Here is a 17,687-nt window from a genome sequence, read left to right as displayed (position 1 = left end):
AGCGAATCACCGGAGACGATCTGTCCATTGCGGTTCGAGAGTGTTCGCGCATTGATAGTCAGCGGACCACCAGAGGACAGCATGCCCCGATCGTTGAGCAGCATCCCGGCAGCGCGTACATCCAGTGCTCCGCCTGCGACGATCGTGGCGTTCGAGGCACCAAGATCGCCAGCCGTTGCCGTCAGCCTGAGGTCGCCATTCGCCGACGTCCTGCTATCCGAGAGATTGACCGATGCTCCCTGTAGCGTCGCACTCCCACCCGCCACATTGCGCCCCGTCGCCGTCAGCGTACCCGTCGCATCGAGCCGCAGCTCACCCGCCTGCGCCACCGAACCGTCGGCGTTGATCCCGGCGCCAAGCGTCCCATCTGAAACAATGCTGGCGGCTTTAACCGTCACGTCCTTCTGCGCCGCCACCACGCCACTATTCGTCAGCGCACCGGCCGAGGCCACCGTCACATTGCGCTGTGCGTAGACCGTCCCGCTGTTCCCGATACCCTCGCGCCCGGAGAGCACAACATCACCATTTGCCTCCGTCTGTCCGGTGAGGATGAGCCTGCCCTCCGCGGTCACGGTAAAGTCACCCGCCTGCGCGGCCAGCACGCCTTTGCTGGAAACACCCACGCCCGCTTCCGTCCCCACCAGCACGATGCTGTTCGCGTACATCCCGCCGATCTGGCTGACGTCGATGGAGATATACGGCGTCAGACCTTCACCGGCGATGGCCGTCGCATCGAGCGTGTCATGGCCGATGCGGTTAGCCCCCGCGATAACATTCAGGTTCTTCGCATGAATCGCCGCGTTCGCGTGCATGACGCGCGAGAGCAGATCGATCTGACCAGTCGCACCTCCATCGAGTCCCGCACCCTGAACATCGATGCTGCCGCCTCTTACATCGAAGCTGGCAACCGACCCATCGGCTGCATAGTTCGGCGTCCCGGTCGTCAGGATCGCGCGCGAGGTGTTGATGAACCCACCACCGTTCACACTGATGCCGGACCCGTTGGCAATCACCACCTCGGCCCGTTGACCAGCAACTTCAACATGCCCGTTGATCTGGCTCGCCGCGCGGCTATTAACCTGATTAACGATCACCCGCGCCGCCTGCCCGGCCCCCAGATTCGGATTCCCGTTAACCAGTCCAGCCTGCTGCGTCTGCACGATCACCGGCGAGTTGTTCAGCACCACCCCACGCGAGGGCACATCGAACTGCCCATACGTATTAACCGAAACACCCGCCCCCGAAGGCCGGTTGATGTCCACCTGCGGCAGCCCATTACGCGTCTGCACGACCGAAGGCGCATGCTCACCACCCGGCACGATCTGGGCAACGGAAACACCAGGAGCCGCGCCGCCCAGCGCAATACCCACAAGAGACGCTACCAGGACACCCCGCCGCGAGCGCCTGCTCCCACCACTCCCACCCGCCGCCGTCGCCGACTCCTCAACGGCAACCAGCATTCCTCTAACTCTGCTGAACACCAGCCTGAACGCGTCCCGATTCATCTTCTTGTATTTCACGGATTGATCAACAACCCATAACCTACCGAACGACTCCAACCGGACTGTCAAAAACCGTCAAGGCCAAAATAACGCCGGCCAAAAATAACCCTCAAAGACAACCCATCAAAACATAAAAAAAGCCCGCAAAAAGCGGGCTTAAAAAAATTCCAGAACATCATCATCACATCAGGCCCACTACTGCCGCCCCCAGCTACGCTTCCGCCACCTGCCGCAACACCTCCTCCAGCGCCACCATGTCATACGGTTTCCGCAGCAGCCAGCAGTCCGGCAGCGTAGTCACATGATCCGCCCCGGTCGCAAACACCACCTTCAACTGAGCATTCAGCGCCCGAGCCTGTTCGGCAAGCGTCTCGCCCGAAATATCCGGCAAGCCCACATCGGTAATCAGCAAATCCACGGGCGCCGTGTGCAGAACGCTCAACGCGGCCTGACCGCTCGCAGCGTCGTGCACCACATGCCCTAAATCACGCAACAACTCCGTGGTCGTAATGCGGATCAACGCGTCGTCGTCGACGAACAGAATGGAGAGCCGCCGCTGCGGTTCGATCGTCGGCATCAACGGCGCAGCCTGTCGCTTCGCCACGACGTTCGCGGCTGCCGTCACGCCGACGCCGCGTTGCCGTTCGTTGGAGAGCACATGCCGCACCTTGCGCGCCAGCGCTTCGCGCGTATAGGGTTTGCTCAGCAATTCGACGCCCGGGTCGAGCCGGCCGCCATGCACGATCGAATTCTCGGTGTAGCCCGACGTGAACAGCACGGCCAGGTTCGGCATCCGCTCGCGCGCCTTGCGGGCGAGTTCGGGGCTGCGCAGCGGCCCGGGCATCACCACGTCGGTGAATAGCAGATCGACCGGAATGCCGCTCTCGATAATCACCAGCGCGCTGCTCGCGTCGTTCGCCTTGAGCACGCGATAGCCGAGTTCGGTCAGCATATCCACCACCGTGGTCCGCACCTGGTCGTCGTCTTCCACCACCAGGACCGTTTCTTCGCCACCCATCACCGGCGCGGATTCGGGGCTCACCGCGATGTCTTCCTTGTCGCGCGTGCGCGGCAGGTAGAGCTTGACGGTCGTGCCGTGTCCGGGTTCGCTGTAAGTCTTCACGTGGCCGCCGGACTGCTTGACGAAGCCATACACCATCGACAGACCGAGGCCCGTCCCTTTGCCCTCCGGCTTGGTCGAGAAGAAGGGTTCGTAGGCCTGCGCCAGCACTTCGGGTGTCATCCCGCAACCGGTGTCGGTGACGGCGAGCAGCACGTACTGGCCGGGCGTCACTTCGACGTGGTCGCGGGCATAGGCATCGTCGAGAAAAGCGTTGCCGACTTCGAGCGTGAGTTTGCCGATGCCGTCCATCGCGTCGCGCGCGTTGATAGCCAGATTCAGGATCGCGTTTTCGACCTGAATCGGATCGACATAGGTATTCCACAAACCCGCTGAAATCACCGTTTCGATCTCGATCGCTTCGCCCAGGCTGCGTCGCAACATGTCTTCCATCCCGGCGATCAGGCGGCTGATCATCACCGTCTTCGGCTCCAGCGCCTGGCGCCGGCCGAATGCAAGCAACTGACTCGCGAGCCGTGCACCGCGGCTCACGCCGGCGAGTGCATTGGCGAGCCGCCGCTCGGCGCGCTCGCTGCCGGCCACGTCGGCCGCCAGCAATTGCAGATTGCCGGAAATCACCTGGAGCAGATTGTTGAAGTCGTGCGCCACGCCACCCGTCAGCTTGCCGATGGTCTCCATTTTCTGCGATTGCTGCAGCGCGAGTTCGGTGCGTCGCAGCGCATCGGCGGCCTCGCGGTCGGCGGTGATGTCGCGGCCCACGGCGTGCACGAAGCGTTCGTCGGGCACCGCGGTCCACGAGAGCGTGACGTAGTGGCCGTCCACTCGCCGGTAACGGTTGATGAACTTGTAGGTGAGCTGGCCGTTGCCGAGTTCGCCCATTTCCGCGAGCGTGGCAACGCGGTCGTCGGGATGGATGAGGTCGATGAACGAGCGGCCGAGCAGATCTTTCTGTTGCCAGCCGAGCAGTTGCGTCCAGGCCGGATTCACCGCGACGATGTTGGCCTTGAAATCGGCGACCAGCATGACGTCGGTCGACAGTTGCCACATCCGGTCGCGGTCGGCGGTACTCTGCGCGACCTGTTGTTCGAGCGTCTGGTTCAGCCGTTCGAGCGCGCGCGCGGCCGATTTCTGATCTTCGATATCGGTCTGCGTGCCGACCCAGCGCACCAGCGTGCCGTCGTCGTCGTGAATCGGCAACGCGCGGGCGAGGTGCCAGCGGTACACGCCGTCGGCGCGGCGCACGCGAAATTCGCCTTCGAACGTGGAGCCGTGCGCAATCGCGTGACGCCACAGCGTGGTTGCGGTGTCCACGTCTTCGGGATGCAGGATCGTGGCCCAGCGCTCGCCGTCGAGACCTCCGCGCTCCACGCCGCAATAGTCGTAGACGCGGTCGTTGAACCAGTCGAACAGGCCGTCGGGCCCGGCCGACCACACCTGATTCGGCATGGCTTGCGCGAAGCCGCGGAACTTGGCTTCGCTCTCGTGCAGTTCGCGTTCGGCTAGCAACCGGTCGGTGACGTCGGTGCCTTGCACGAAGATGCCGATCACGTCGCCGGTTTCGTTGCGCACCGGCTGATAGATGAAATCGACATAGCGCAACTCGGCCGGCGCACTACGGTGACGGTTCAGCATGATGCCCTGGGCCGCGCCCGAGACGGGCTTGCCGCTGCTGTACACCTGATCGAGCAACTCGTAAAAGCCCTGATCGGCGAGTTCGGGCAATGCGTCGCGCACCGTTTTGCCCACCAGACCGCGCTCACCGACCAGCTCGTCGAAAGCCGCGTTGGCCATATCGAACACATGGTCCCGACCGCTCAGCATCGCCATGAAGCCGGGCGCCTGCTCGAACATGCGCCGCAGGCGTTCGCGCTCGCCGCTCAGCCAGCGTTCGGCGCGGACCTTGCCGGTCGTCTCCACCACGATGGCGATGACCGCGACCGGCACGCCGTGCTCGTCGAGAATCGGCGAGTAATCGAGGTTCATCCACACCTGTTCGCCGACGCCGTTGCGATGCAGCGTCAGTTCCTGATCCTCGTAACGCAGCGTGCGGCCGGCGAGGCCGACCTTCATCACGTTGTCGTTGAAGTCGGCGATTTCCGACCAGCCTTCGCGCACCTTCGAGCCGAGCAGTTGCGGATGACGGCCGCCGGCGAATACCGAATAGGCGTCGTTGTAGAGCATCACGCCGTCCTCGCCCCACAGCGTGACGATCGGCACGGGCGATTGCAGGATCAGCGCGACGGTGCTGGTTAGCGTGGTCGACCAGCCGTCGATCGGCCCGATGGGCGATTGCGACCAGTCGCGCGCCGCGATGATCCGCGCGACCTCGCCGCCGCCGCGCAGGAAGCCATAGCCGGTGTCGTCGCTCGATTGCCTGTCGTTCATTGTGCGTTTGTCGCTGGGGCCACGCAGCGGCGCTCCTCACCGTTGCATGGCCGTTCTGTTATGGGGTCCGGTCCGACGGCGCGCGGCAGGCCGCGCGCTTTCGCGGCTACAGTTTCACACAGCGCCGGCCGTCAGCCCGAGCCGGACGGTTCGCGCCAGATCGTCGAGCTGGAACGGCTTGCGCAAAATCGTGCAGCGCTTCACCGCGAGCCCGGAGATATCGACGTCGGCATAACCGGTGGCGAGAATCACGGGCAGGTCTTCGCGCGTCTTGCGCGCCTCGGCGATCACGTCGATACCGTTCATTCCGGGCATCGCGAAGTCGACCATCAGCAGGTCGGGGTTGTCGGCATGCAGCCGGTTCAGACCGGCGCGGCCGTCGGCCGCCTCCGTGACGGTGTAGCCGAGCATCCGTAACGATTCCACCAGCATCGCGCGCACTTCGCTGTCGTCCTCGACCACCAGCACGCGCTTTTCGCCGACCGCGTTTGCCTCGGCATCCGAGACCGCTTCGGTTTGCGCCGCGACGCGTTCGCGCAGCGGCAGCCAGATTTCGACCGTGGTGCCCACGCCTTCTTCGCTGAAGAGGCGCGCTGTGCCGCCCGCTTGCCGCGCGATGCCGTACACCTGGCTGAGGCCGAGGCCGGTGCCCTTGCCGATCGGCTTGGTGGTGAAGAACGGATCGAACACACGCGAGACGACTTCGGGCGGCACGCCCGAGCCGGTATCGGCGACTTCGAGCACCACGTAGCGGCCTGCTTCGAGTGTCTGGTCCGGCGCTTCGCGCTGCTTCACGCGGATGTCGAGTTGACCGCCGTTCGGCATCGCGTCGCGCGCGTTGATGGCGAGATTCAGAATGGCCAGTTCGAGCTGGTTGGCATCGGCCTGGGTCCACATCTCTTCGTCGTCGAACGTGTTGACGTAATGGATGCTCGAGCCGAGCGACACGGTGATGATGTCGCGCATGCCTTGCAGCAAGGTCACCACGTCGACCGCTTTCAGATCGAGATTGCTGTTGCGCGAGAAGGTCAGCAACTGGCCGGTGAGTTTCGCGCCGCGTTCGGTCGCGCGCTTGACGGTCGCGGCCATGCCGCGAATGCGCTCGTCGCTGCTGACCCGCGCGATCAACTCCGAGTTGACCATGATCACGTTCAGCAGGTTGTTGAAGTCGTGCGCGATGCCGCCGGTGAGTTGTCCGAGCGCTTCCATCTTCTGCGATTGCACCAGCACCGCCTGCACTTTGGCGCGCTCGTGAATCTCCATCATCAGACGGTTGTTGGCGGACGCGAGTTCGTGTGTGCGCTCGGCGATGCGGCCTTCGAGCGAGTCGTTCAGTTGCACCAGCGCGTCCTGTGCTTCGATCCGCTCGGCCAGATGGCGGCGCGATTCGTACTGGCGCGCCCGCGCCCGCAACGACGAGCCGACTGCGCGGCGCAGCGTTTCGGAGTTCAGCGGACGTTCGAGCACGACCACGTTGCCGAGCCGTTCGAGCGTCTCGATGGCGCGCGCTGAACGATGCGCGACCCGGCTTGCGGCGAGCAGGATGAACGGGAAGTCCGACCATGCGGGCTGCTTGTCGAGCCACGCGAACAACTGCGCGGCGCGTCCGTCCGCGAGTGCTTCTTCGGCGATCAGCGCGCTGCCGGCGCCGGTTTCCAATGCTTCGGTGAGCGCGGCGACATCGCGGCACGTTACGCACACGCGGGCGTCTTTCTGCAGGACTTCGGCGATGACCTCGGCGTCGCGGCCGAACGGCGCCAGGATGAGGACGCGTAGCTCCATACGTTACTGCCTGGACGTGTCGATGACGCGTTCGGCGCTGCCGAGCAGGGCCGTGTTGCCGCGATAGGATGGCAGGCCCGAGAGCACGCCTTCGAAGTCGCGCAGCGCTTCGCCCACCTCGACGCCGCCCATTCCCAGCCGGAACTGACGGATCGAGCGTTCGTGAGCGTTCGCGCGGCTTTTTACGGCGGTCACCGCGGTCAGCACTTCGCCATGGTGCTCGAAGTAGCGGTACAGCACGACCACGTCGCTCAGGTAGCTGATGTCGATGTCCGTCTGCACTTCGCCGATGATGCCGTGCTGACCCAGCACCAGCATCGTGATGACGCCCTGCTGGTTCAGATAGCCGAGCAGTTCGTGCATCTGCAGCAGCAGATAGCGCTCGCCCGGCATGGCTTGCAGGTACGCGTTCAGACTGTCGATGGCGACATACCGGACACCGTTTTTCTCGACCGAGCGGCGCACGTCGCTCGCGAATTCGCCGGGCGAAATTTCGGCTGGATCGATCTGACGCAGTGTCAGCAGACCGCTGTCGACGTGTGGCGCGAGATGCATGCCGAGCGTCGAGCATCGGATCATCAACGTGGTGAGGGTTTCGTCGAACACGTAGTAGACGCAGCGCTCGCCGCGTTCGAGCGCGGCGATCAGGCACGACACCAACGTGGTGGTCTTGCCGACGCCCGACGGACCGATCATCAAGGCATTGGTGCCGGGGATCAGGCCGCCGCCGAGCAGCGCGTCCAGGCCGGCCGTGCCGGTGCTGGCGACGGTGGTGTTGAATTCGGTGTGGTGTTCGGCCGCCACGAGGCGCGGATAGACGTTGATGCCGCCGGTATCGAGCGTGAAATCGTGGTAGCCCTCGCGAAACTTGATGCCGCGCATCTTCGCGATGTGCAGGCGGCGGCGGTTGCCGCCGTAGTCGTGCACGATGTTGTCGAGGCTGATCACGCCATGCGCGATGCTGTGCAACTGGATGTCGCCCGGGTCCGACGAATTGTCGTCGAGCAGCAGCACCGTGCAGTTGCGGGTCGCGAAGTAGCGCTTGAGTGCGAGGATCTGACGCCGGTAGCGCAACGGGTTCTGCGACAGCAGCCGCAACTCGGACAGACTGTCGAGCACGATGCGCGCGGGCTTCAACTGGTCGACCTGTTCGATCACGTTGCGCACGGTCTCGCCCAGTTCGACCTCGGCGGGGTGCAGCACGGTCTGCTCGTACTGCGGGTCGAGCCCTTCGTCCGACAGCAGTTCGAGGATCGTGAACGAACCGAGATCCCAGCCGTGGCTATGCGCCACGGCGATCAGTTCGGAGCGTGTTTCGGAAAGGGTGATGTACAGCCCCACCTGCCCCAGCTCGACGCCCTTGAGTAAAAATTGCAAGGCGAGGGTAGTTTTACCCGTGCCGGGCGCCCCCTCGACCAGGTACATGCGGTGAGGGGTTAAACCGCCTCCCAGGACATCGTCGATTCCTTCGATCCCCGAAGACAGGCGAGCCGGCGTGCCGGCAGCTGGTTGGTCTGACATAGCGTGGCGTGTGCTTCTTTGGTTTAGTGGCGGAAGATTCAACCGGCCTAGCGGGGACGCAAAATGTATGCCGGGGTTTGTCAGGGGAATGGGCACAAGGCGTGCTGGCGTGCCCCGGCGAGCCGACACGATCTGACAGGGAGTGCCCGACATGACGACAATCCGATTCCTTGCGGTGAGCCTGAGCGCCGCTTGCCTCGCGGCTGGACTTCCGGGCGCGGCGCATGCCGACGATGCGGCAAGCCCGTGTGCCGCACTGAAACATATCGTGGCCGCCGGGCCCGGCGGCTTGTCTTCGCTGACGCCGGAAGACGGGCAGGGCGTCGCGCAACCGTACGGCGACGACGCTCGGTGTGCGGCCGCGCACGGCAGCTATCAATGCACGTGGACGCCGCATCACGACGCCGGCTCGAATGCCGCCGCGCTGCAAGCGGTCGCCGCGGATATCGCGGCGTGCCTGCCGGAGGCGACGCACGACCAGAATTCGCCGGGGCGTCAGCATTTTTATGTCGGCGATCGCGGTAAGCGCACAGCCATTACGCTGACCCCGGCGGGGTCGAGCCAGTTACGGCTGGCAGTGTCGGGGCAGTGAGGTGCGGTGAGTCGCGTTGAACCCCCGCGGATTTACGCGGGACGCCAGACCCAGCCGCGTCGCGTGTTGCGCAACTCCACCATCGAGAGCGGTGCGATATCGATTCGCGGGAAGATCTCGGGCGCGGCGCCGAGCACGTGAACGAGCGCCGCGCGAATCACGGCTGCATGCGTGACGGCGATGACTTCTTTTAGCTTGTGCTGCGACGGGGGAAGAGGTTGTTGGCTGGCTAGCGTGTCGAGCCATCCGCCAACTCGTTTGATTGCCTGGCTGAACGACTCGCCGCCATGTGCGGCGGCTTGCGGATCGCTTGCCCACGCCGTCAGCGCTTCGGGCGCTTCGTTGGCGAGGTCGGCGAGACGGCGGCCTTGCCATGTGCCGTAGTCGATATCCGCGAGATTCGAGTCGATCGTCGCGATCAGCCCGAGTGCCGCGGCGGTGTCGATGGCGCAACGCGCCGGGCTGACCCGGACGGTTGCATCGTCTGCGAGCAATAGGCGTGCACGCGCTGCGTCGGCTTCGGCGAGTCCGCGCGCGTCGAGCGGATCGTCGGCGGGGAAGCGGCCCGCGCGCATCGCGGCCGTCGATGCGTGACTGATCAACAGCAGCCTGATGTCCATTCCGTTCGTTCCCATGGAAGCCAAGGTGAAGTCGAGTCTGCGCGTAGCAAAGGCACGGAGTTTAGCGCGTAGAATGGCGCCCTGCGAAGCACGGAAGCCGGTGAAAGCCCGGCGCGGTCGCGCCACTGTAATCGGTATCGTCCTGTCCTGGTCGGTTATCGAAAGCCAGACCTGAGCTTCGTACACTTCCCTGGCAATCTGCCATTCTGCTATTGGGGCGCGTCACCCCCAGGAGATGTTCATCATGAGTCACGCTGTTTTCGATTCGGCCGCTCAACCCGTTGCTCGACCCACGCCGATTCCGCTGCGCGAGTTGCTGCCCTGGGTCGTGTTCGGCGGCCTGCTGTTCCTGCTGGCGCTGTACTTCGTCGGCGCGGAAGAGGGCGCTACTTCGATCGTGCCCGGCATGTACGTGCATGAGTTCGTGCACGATGGCCGTCATCTGCTCGGCTTCCCCTGCCACTAACGGAGTCGACCATGGTTGGTAAGTTGTTGGTACGCGGGATGCTCGCCGGCATCGCCGCGGGACTTCTCACGTTCGGTTTCGCTCGCGTCGTAGGCGAGCCGCAAGTCGATCAGGCGATTTCATTCGAAGCAGCGGCCGATGCCGCGAAGGGCGAGCCGCCCGAGCCGGAACTGGTCAGCCGTCATACGCAGGCCGGGCTCGGTTTGCTGACCGGCGTGGTGACGTATGGCGCCGCGTTCGGCGGATTGTTCTCGCTGGTGTTTGCTTATGCGTATGGGCGCGTAGGTTCGTTGAGCGTGCGGGCGTTGTCTGCGTGGCTCGCGCTCGGCGCTTTTATTTCGCTGGTGATCGTGCCGAACATCAAATATCCGGCCAATCCACCTTCGGTCGGCGACCCTGAAACGATTGGCATGCGCACCGGACTGTTCTTTCTGATGATCGCGATTTCGCTGGTTGCGATGGTGTTTTCGTTGAAGGTGCGGCGGCGTGCGGCGCTTCGGCTCGGCGCGTGGAATGGGTCGATTGTCGCGGCGGTGGTGTTCGTCGTGATCATCGCGGCCGTGCAGCTTTCGATGCCGGTGATCAACGAGGTGCCTGCCGCTTTTCCCGCGGTGTTGCTTTGGAAATTCCGGACCGCGGCTATCGGGATGCAGGTGATCATGTGGAGCACGATTGGGCTGCTATTCGGCGGCGTGGTCGAGCGCAGCGGGTTGATGGGGCGCGCGGTCGGAAAGGTTGCGGGGAGGACGGCCTGACCGGAGCGCTGAGGATGCGCAATGCCGGAGATGCATTGCGTATCAAGGGCTTGGGGTGATTCCGGGACGGTTATCCACAGGCTTCTGAACAAAATGTGGGGATAAGTTTTCCCTCAAGCACTCCGCCCTCTAAGCGCCCAGTTGAAAACCCGTCGCGCCCCATCTGCAGGCTGGGTCAGCCTGTCGAACAACTGCGCAACAGCGCCATCCAGTTGCGCAAGTGCCGGCGTCAACTCCGCATCGACTCCCGAACCCTGCGTCCCCACATTCCGGTTGTTCGTCTCGACACGCACACCGGCACCGCCGGCGTAACGCGCGATCAACGAATCCAGTTTCTCGACGATCGACTCCAGCCGCGCCGCGCCCACTTCCGCCGCATTCAACGCGACTTCGCCCTGCGCCTCACGCTGCGCCGGATCGCTCAACACGCGCGCCCAGTGCAGGCAGCACAACAGCGAACCGGTGGCCAGTTCCACATCCGGATTCCACACGACGACTCGTTGCGTCTGCAACGGCCGCAACGCGATTCGCAGATCGTGCCAGCTGCGGTCCAGCTTGCGCATCGCAAGCGCGTTCTGCGAAGCTCGTGCAGTACCATCGGCCCGCGCGGAATCGGCTGCAAGCCGCACGACATCGCGCAACGCGCCGAGCACCGCACTCAACCGCGTTTCCACATGACGGGTCGCCGCGAGCGGCATCATCAGAATCGCAACCGCAAACGACACGAGGCAGCCTACGAGCACTTCTTCGATGCGCATCTCCACCAGCGGACCCATCGCGAAACCCAACTCGCCGTACACGAGCCCGACCAGCACCGTAATGAAAAACACCCCGAACGCGTACGCATTCAGGATGTAGTAAGCCCAGCCGAACACGCAGAGCACCATCGCCGCGACCAGCAACACGGGTGAATCGTGCAACGGCGCAACCAGCAGAATGCTGACGAGCGCGCCCGCCAGCGTCCCGGCAACTCGCTGCGCACCGCGATAAATCGTGTCCGCGCGGGAACGCGTGCCGAGGAACACGACGAAGGTCGTGATGACGGCCCAGAACCAGCGTTCCGGCGAAAGAGAATGACCAATCAGCATCGCCAGCAAGGCAGCGGTCGTGGCGCGCGCCGCGGGCAACCAGCAGAGGCGGGTGCGCCACTCGGCGAAACGTTGCGCGAGGGATTGGGCGGCCGTACCAACAGATGCGCCAGCCGCAGCTCGGCCCGATATGTCTGCCTGCGCTTGGGCAGTGTGTGCGCGATGCGCGAGCGCGGAAAGACGCACGATCGCGTGACGCAGCACATCGGCGCTCGAATGCTTGCGCCCGTCTGCAGGCGAAGCAGAAGCAAACGCATGCTGTCCAGCGGCCACTTCCACTTCGACGATCCGTTCGCGAATCGTCCCCGCATGTGCCGACGTCAGCAAAGCGAGTTGTTCTTCGAGAGCCAGCGCGGCTTCATTCAACGCCGACAGATGGGCGGCGCCCGGCGCATGAAGCACGCGCGACGCGCGCAGCGTCACCGTATGCACCGCGAGCCTGAAACGCGCGGCAGCGCGCATCGGGACGATGACGCGGCCGACCAGCGTGACCATCAGCGGACCGAACACCGACAACAGCAGCGATTGCGCGATGTGCAGCGACGTCGGATGGAGATACAGGCCCAGATAGAAGCACACCACGCCGAGCAATGCGCAACCGAGCGCGCGCGGACCGCAAGCCTGGCAAAGCATGCCGACGAACATCACGATCAGAAAGCCGGCATCGCCGGCCAGCGGATAACGGCTCAACACGCCGGCGACTGCAAAGAGCGCGCTGCCGCAAACATAAAGAATGAACAGACTCCCGAACCAGGCCGGGCGGCGTGCATCGCGCACGAACAGCGGCGCCACCATGGCAAACAGAACGCCGGGTGCAGTCAGAGTGATTGGTAGATGGTGAGCCACGGTCCACGCGATGCTGACCGTGCCGGTCAGCAGACAGGCAAGCGCCACACGCAGCGCGATGTGTAGTCGGGTGAGGCCCGGGTCCGCGACGAGCAGGCGGTCGGAGAGGCGCGAGAACGCGGCAGTAATCATGATCGACGATCCAGGCTAAATAGCCGCCGCCGGCTTTTGACCGGGTGCGACAGAGCGGGCGCAGGGCCCACTACCTTCGTAGTGCCGAACCGGGTGTTTAGCCGGGATCACCAGCCAACAGCCCCATTCGACGGGCGATAACACGCGAACCGGCATGCCGTGAGCGCCGCAAAGGGTGGCGCGACGCAAACGGCGGGTTCGGGTTTTCCCGGATGATACCGGTTCAAAATTACGATCGCGGATTTTTCACGGGTGCGGAGGACGAGGCGGGCGCAGGCGCCGTGAAGCAGGCCCGCCGTGCCTCACGACCGCGCAGCAGCGCCCGCACGTATGCCCTGCTTCTGTGCAGAGCCACGCCGGGCAAGGGGCGGACCGAAGCCGGATGAACCGGATTGGTCAAAGGATGCGATGCGGGTTTGAAGCTGAAATTCAGCAGGCTGCCGGAGCAGTATTGCCGCCTTCGCACTCGGCCAGCAGCGACAAAAGCTTGTCGAGGGCGAACGGTTTGCGGAGAAAACCCTTCACCGGCAACGTGGGCACGTCGCCGCTGCCGCTCGTCAGAATGACCGGCACGGAAGCGAGTTCGCTGCGCGCCTGCATGGATTCGATCAGCTCGGCGCCGTTCATATTGGGCATGCGCCAGTCGCATACCACGGCGCTGACGCGCGTACGTTGCAAACGTTCGAATGCTTCGGCGCCATCGGCAGCCGTTGAAACCGTATAACCTCGGCCGACCAGTACGGCGCGCAGCGCGGACAATGCTTCGGGTTGGTCGTCGACCAGTAAAACGCGACTCATGATGCTTATGCCTGATTTATTGTTTGAGACAGCGCGGCCGGATCGACGCGCTGTCGGTGACAGGCGCGCTGGCGGGGGGCCGCGGTACTTGAATCCTGTCGAGCCGCTCTGTTAAGCAATCCTCGTGCCTGTTTGATTTGGCGCTACGTCCGGTCTCAACCGAGGTGGGAAGTCGATCCGCGCGGTAAGCGGTTCAACACTTACCGGTAACGGGCGCATTTTTCCGCGCTCTTCGCCACGCAGACAAGGAGGTTTCCAATCAGAAACGGATTTCAGGATTTACGTTTCCATGCGATAGAGCTAGGACGCCGAACCGCTTTGTATCCTTGCCGCTCTCAAAAGCCCCCTGTATAGTTTGCCCGCCTGACTCTGTTTCGTATCGGAAATTAAAGGAATCTCATGGACGCTTCCTCCATCCTCGCCGAACTTGGCATCGAGCACGCGGCTCAGGCCGGCGACATGCCAGTTCATTCGCCGATTACGGGTGCGCTGATCGGTCGCGTGGCCAGCCACACTGCAGTGGAAGTCGACGCCGCCCTCGCCGATGCCGCCCGGGCCTACACACTCTGGCGCAACGTCCCCGCACCGCGTCGAGGTGAGCTGGTCCGGCTCCTCGGCAACCGGTTGCGTGACAAGAAGCACGCCCTCGGCCGCCTCATCACGCTGGAAACCGGAAAAATCCTGCAGGAAGGTTTGGGCGAAGTGCAGGAGATGATCGACATCTGCGATTTCGCGGTCGGTCTGTCGCGACAGTTGTACGGGTTGACCATCGCGTCGGAGCGGCCGGGGCATCGCATGGCCGAGAATTGGCATCCGATGGGGACGTGCGTCGTCATCTCGGCGTTCAATTTCCCCGCCGCAGTGTGGTCGTGGAATGCTGCGCTGGCCCTGGTATGCGGCAACGCGGTTATCTGGAAGCCGTCGGAAAAGACGCCGCTCACCGCGCTGGCGGTCAGCCAGATTCTGAAGGACGCGCTCGACGAGTTCGGCGACGCGCCGGCCGGTCTGACCGCGTTGCTCAACGGCGGCCGCGAGGTGGGAGCGCAACTGGTGGCCGATCCACGGGCATCGATCGTCAGCGCCACCGGCAGCACGGCGATGGGTCGCACGGTCGGCGTGGAAGTGGCCAGGCGCTTCGGCCGCTCGCTGCTCGAACTGGGCGGCAACAATGCGGGCATCGTCACGCCTTCCGCCGATCACGAACTGGCAATGCGCGGCATCCTGTTCTCGGCGGTCGGCACGGCGGGTCAGCGGTGCACGTCGCTGCGCCGTCTGTTGGTGCACGACAGCGTCTACAACAAAACCATCGAGCGGCTAAAGCAGCTTTATACCAAGGTGCCGGTCGGCAATCCGCTCGAACCGCGCACGTTGATGGGACCGCTGATCGACGAGTCGGCCTTTACGCGCATGCAGGAAGCGCTGCAACGCGCCGCGTCCGAGGGCGGCACAGTCTTCGGGGGCGAGCGCATCGACGTGAAGGGATATGAAAACGGCTACTACGTGCGTCCAGCGATCGTCGAAATGCCGTCGCAGTCGCCGGTCGTTCTCACGGAAACCTTCGCGCCAATTCTTTACGTGTTGCGCTATACAAACTTCGACGAGGCGCTCGAAGCAAATAATGCCGCGCTGCATGGTTTGTCGTCGTGCGTGTTCACGACCGACCTGCGCGAAGCGGAACGTTTTCTGTCCAGCGCGGGCAGTGACTGCGGAATCGCCAACGTGAACATCGGGCCGAGCGGCGCGGAGATCGGCGGCGCCTTCGGCGGCGAGAAGGAAACCGGCGGCGGCCGCGAATCGGGCTCGGACGCCTGGAAAGCGTATATGCGCCGCGCGACCAACACGGTCAACTATTCGTCGGCGCTACCGCTGGCACAAGGCATCGATTTCAATATCGAATGACCCCGGCTCGCAACTCAATACCCGCCCGATAAACCCGGTTGCGTAAAACACGCAGCCGGTTTTTTTATGCCGCTTAATCTTGGCGATTTCGTCAACCCATATTGCCCTACGCATTAAGCGCATTCGAATCGATTTGGCCGAACGGCTAAAAGGTGACTGACTGTTAAATCGATGGCTGGATTGCGGGGATTATCGGTTATGATCGCTTCGCTCGACGAAAGACGCCAATGGATTAATCCACTGGCGTGGACTTGATACCGTCACATCGAAACCAGAAAAAATCAGATGAAGATGTCGCGTAGAAAGATTGCATTCGTGGCGATCGGAATTCTGATCGTGGCAGGCGTGGTCGTTCAAACGGTATGGCGGCCTTTTGCGCATCGCAAGGCGGCGCCCGGCGGCGCACTCGTTCTCGATATCCAGCATCCCGACGCAATCGTCGACAGCGAAGCGCTTTCGCGTTTGCCGCGCGATATTCTGCGCGTCCCGCTATTGCACGACGTGCTCACGCAGGACTTCGTCGACTACTACGAATCGGACAGCACGCGCCTCTCCGCCGAAGGCGCGCTGCGCCGCCTCGCCTTCGAACATCAACTCGACTGGCGCGACGAACTCATGCGCCGAGTGTTCGACGAGCCCGCGCATGTCCTGTTGTGGCGCTCGCCGGACGGCCGCCTCGGCTATTGGCTGATGTCGATTCACCGCAACGGACTCGCGAAGCTTCTGCAAGGGCTCGGCAACCTGGCCGCGAGCGACGCGCAATTGAGCCAGGTCGCAACCCTCTCCGGCAACGTGCCGGTTTATGCGCTAAAACTCGCGGTCGGCCGCACCTTGCTGTTCGCAGCGAAAGACGAGCGGCTCGTGGTGATGTCCGCGCCGGGCGTCCTGCTCGACGAAAAGGGCGCCGTGCTCGGCGAGCGGGGCGACGCGGTCTCGGCCATGCTCGGCTCGGGTCGCGACGATGCGCTGCGCGCGTATCGGCTCGATGCGGCGGAGGGTGCGAATCCCGCGAACGATTCGCCGAAGGGTCATCGGGTAGTGGTGTCGGCGAATTATCTTTCCTTCGGCTATCAGGCGTTTTTCTCCGGCATCGACGCGTTGCGTTTCGACTTCGCGCCGAACGGCAATGCGGCGGCGAGTTGGCAAACGGCCGCGCTGATCGACCCGGCGAAGTTGCCGCAGGAATGGAACAGCGCGGACCTGTGGCACGTGTTGCCGGCCAGTCCCGCTGCGTGCACGAGCGTGCCGGCGGACTGGAAAGCGGCGTCCGCTTTGTTGGCGAAGGTGGCGGGCGGCGGCGCGGACAATGCCGCCGCCATCGGCGACCGGCTCGCGGGGCCGGCGGCGGTCTGCTGGTATGCGAAGTCGACGCTGGTCGCGCCGGTGTTCGTCGCGCGTCTGAAGAGCCAGGACGCGCAGAGCGTGGCGGCGTTGAAGACGGCGCTCGGGCAAACCTTCGGCGACGTGATCGGCGCTTACGAGGCCAAAGCGGACAAAGCGGACAAAGGCGCGGACAAAGGCGCGGACAAAGGCGCGGCAACCGGCGATACGGCCGGCTACCGCCGCCTGCCGGTCACCACGAAGGAACAGGGCGCCGACATCACCGTGTGGCAGCGTCCGGTCAGTGCCACGTCGGGCACGGCATCGGCTAGCAACGCGCCCTTTGCCGCGCAACTGTCGGCACCGCGCTACTTCCCCGTGACATTGGCGCTCGCGCATGGCTATCTGATCTTTTCTCCGGATGCGCGTCTGGTGGACGACACGCTCGCCGTGCTCGCGAAGCGCTACCCCGCACTCGCCGATACGCTCGCACCGCAGCGTCTCCCGCGCACGGTGCTGACGCTGACGCCGTCGTCCGCAGCACAACTGATCGAACGCGAAGCCGGGGCCGCGTTGCCGCCGGATCAGGAAGCGGTATTCCGCAACGCGTCGCGTACGCATCTCGTGCCGAAATTACGGGCGCTCGCGAAGTATCCGCCGGTGTCGCTGAGCTTGCCGCAGACTTTGCCGGTGTCGGCGGGTTGGGTGCCGGTCACGTGGTGGTCCGATCGCGCGAGTGCGGGTACGGGTGCGAGCGGCGATGCGAGTGCGAGCGCGAATGCAGCCGATGCAGACAGCGTGTCCGCCGGCAGTCTGAACGGCACCCCGGCGGATCAACCCGGCACCGAGGGCGACTGAGTGCGCCGGCCGTTCGTCGCCGATCCGGGTTGCGCGGGCCAC

General features: G+C 64.1%; 12 protein-coding genes and 1 riboswitch. Of the genes, 5 read left to right on the top strand and 7 right to left on the bottom strand.

All coding sequences use genetic code 11. The annotated features are described in order from the left end of the window. From FQ746_RS21940 to FQ746_RS21925, 4 genes are all read right to left on the bottom strand, one after another. Positions 1-1,520 (bottom strand): filamentous hemagglutinin N-terminal domain-containing protein (locus FQ746_RS21940; RefSeq protein ID WP_260854129.1); only part of this gene is annotated, 1,520 nt, incomplete at its 3' end. A gap of 193 nt (positions 1,521-1,713) precedes the next feature. Beyond that, on the bottom strand, positions 1,714-4,968 hold the full coding sequence (locus tag FQ746_RS21935; protein WP_144111745.1) for a PAS domain S-box protein: 3,255 nt from the start codon (positions 4,966-4,968) through the stop codon (positions 1,714-1,716). Between the two features lie 114 nt (positions 4,969-5,082). Next, positions 5,083-6,750: an ATP-binding protein gene (locus FQ746_RS21930; protein WP_144111744.1), complete on the bottom strand. Its 1,668-nt coding sequence runs from the start codon at positions 6,748-6,750 to the stop codon at positions 5,083-5,085. Positions 6,751-6,753: 3 nt separating this feature from the next. Further along, complete coding sequence (locus FQ746_RS21925; protein ID WP_144111743.1) at positions 6,754-8,271, bottom strand: ATPase domain-containing protein; 1,518 nt, start codon at positions 8,269-8,271, stop codon at positions 6,754-6,756. A 151-nt stretch (positions 8,272-8,422) separates the two neighbouring features. Between FQ746_RS21925 and FQ746_RS21920 the strand changes: the two genes are divergently transcribed. After that, entirely contained in the window at positions 8,423-8,863 is a 441-nt protein-coding gene (locus FQ746_RS21920) for a hypothetical protein (RefSeq protein ID WP_144111742.1), read from the top strand. Between the two features lie 32 nt (positions 8,864-8,895). Here FQ746_RS21920 and FQ746_RS21915 read toward each other — a convergent pair whose 3' ends face one another. Then, positions 8,896-9,483 carry a histidine phosphatase family protein gene (locus tag FQ746_RS21915; protein WP_144111741.1) on the bottom strand — a complete coding sequence of 196 codons (588 nt, stop codon included), beginning with the start codon at positions 9,481-9,483 and terminating at the stop codon, positions 8,896-8,898. A gap of 40 nt (positions 9,484-9,523) precedes the next feature. Continuing rightward, positions 9,524-9,679: riboswitch (cobalamin riboswitch) on the top strand. 48 nt (positions 9,680-9,727) lie between these two features. Between FQ746_RS21915 and FQ746_RS21910 the strand changes: the two genes are divergently transcribed. Both FQ746_RS21910 and FQ746_RS21905 read left to right on the top strand, forming a co-directional pair. Then, positions 9,728-9,949 (top strand): CbtB-domain containing protein, encoded by a 222-nt coding sequence (locus tag FQ746_RS21910; RefSeq protein ID WP_144111740.1) that lies wholly within the window; start codon positions 9,728-9,730, stop codon positions 9,947-9,949. An 11-nt stretch (positions 9,950-9,960) separates the two neighbouring features. Beyond that, positions 9,961-10,704 carry a CbtA family protein gene (locus FQ746_RS21905; RefSeq protein ID WP_144111739.1) on the top strand — a complete coding sequence of 248 codons (744 nt, stop codon included), beginning with the start codon at positions 9,961-9,963 and terminating at the stop codon, positions 10,702-10,704. 113 nt (positions 10,705-10,817) lie between these two features. Here the strand turns inward: FQ746_RS21905 and FQ746_RS21900 are convergent, their stop codons facing one another. Beyond that, positions 10,818-12,770 carry an FUSC family protein gene (locus FQ746_RS21900; protein ID WP_144111738.1) on the bottom strand — a complete coding sequence of 651 codons (1,953 nt, stop codon included), beginning with the start codon at positions 12,768-12,770 and terminating at the stop codon, positions 10,818-10,820. A 429-nt stretch (positions 12,771-13,199) separates the two neighbouring features. Continuing rightward, complete coding sequence (locus FQ746_RS21895) at positions 13,200-13,568, bottom strand: response regulator (protein ID WP_144111737.1); 369 nt, start codon at positions 13,566-13,568, stop codon at positions 13,200-13,202. Between the two features lie 399 nt (positions 13,569-13,967). Here FQ746_RS21895 and FQ746_RS21890 point away from each other — a divergent pair, with 399 nt between their 5' ends. Further along, on the top strand, positions 13,968-15,467 hold the full coding sequence (locus tag FQ746_RS21890; protein WP_144111736.1) for an aldehyde dehydrogenase family protein: 1,500 nt from the start codon (positions 13,968-13,970) through the stop codon (positions 15,465-15,467). A 285-nt stretch (positions 15,468-15,752) separates the two neighbouring features. Then, positions 15,753-17,645 (top strand): DUF2138 domain-containing protein, encoded by a 1,893-nt coding sequence (locus FQ746_RS21885; RefSeq protein WP_144111735.1) that lies wholly within the window; start codon positions 15,753-15,755, stop codon positions 17,643-17,645. Positions 17,646-17,687 lie beyond the last annotated feature (42 nt).

Source organism: Paraburkholderia sp. BCC1886 (assembly GCF_900996245.1).
Taxonomy (GTDB): domain Bacteria; phylum Pseudomonadota; class Gammaproteobacteria; order Burkholderiales; family Burkholderiaceae; genus Paraburkholderia.
The sequence above is the reverse complement of the archived record's forward strand: the minus strand, read 5'-3'. Positions and strand labels throughout refer to the sequence as shown.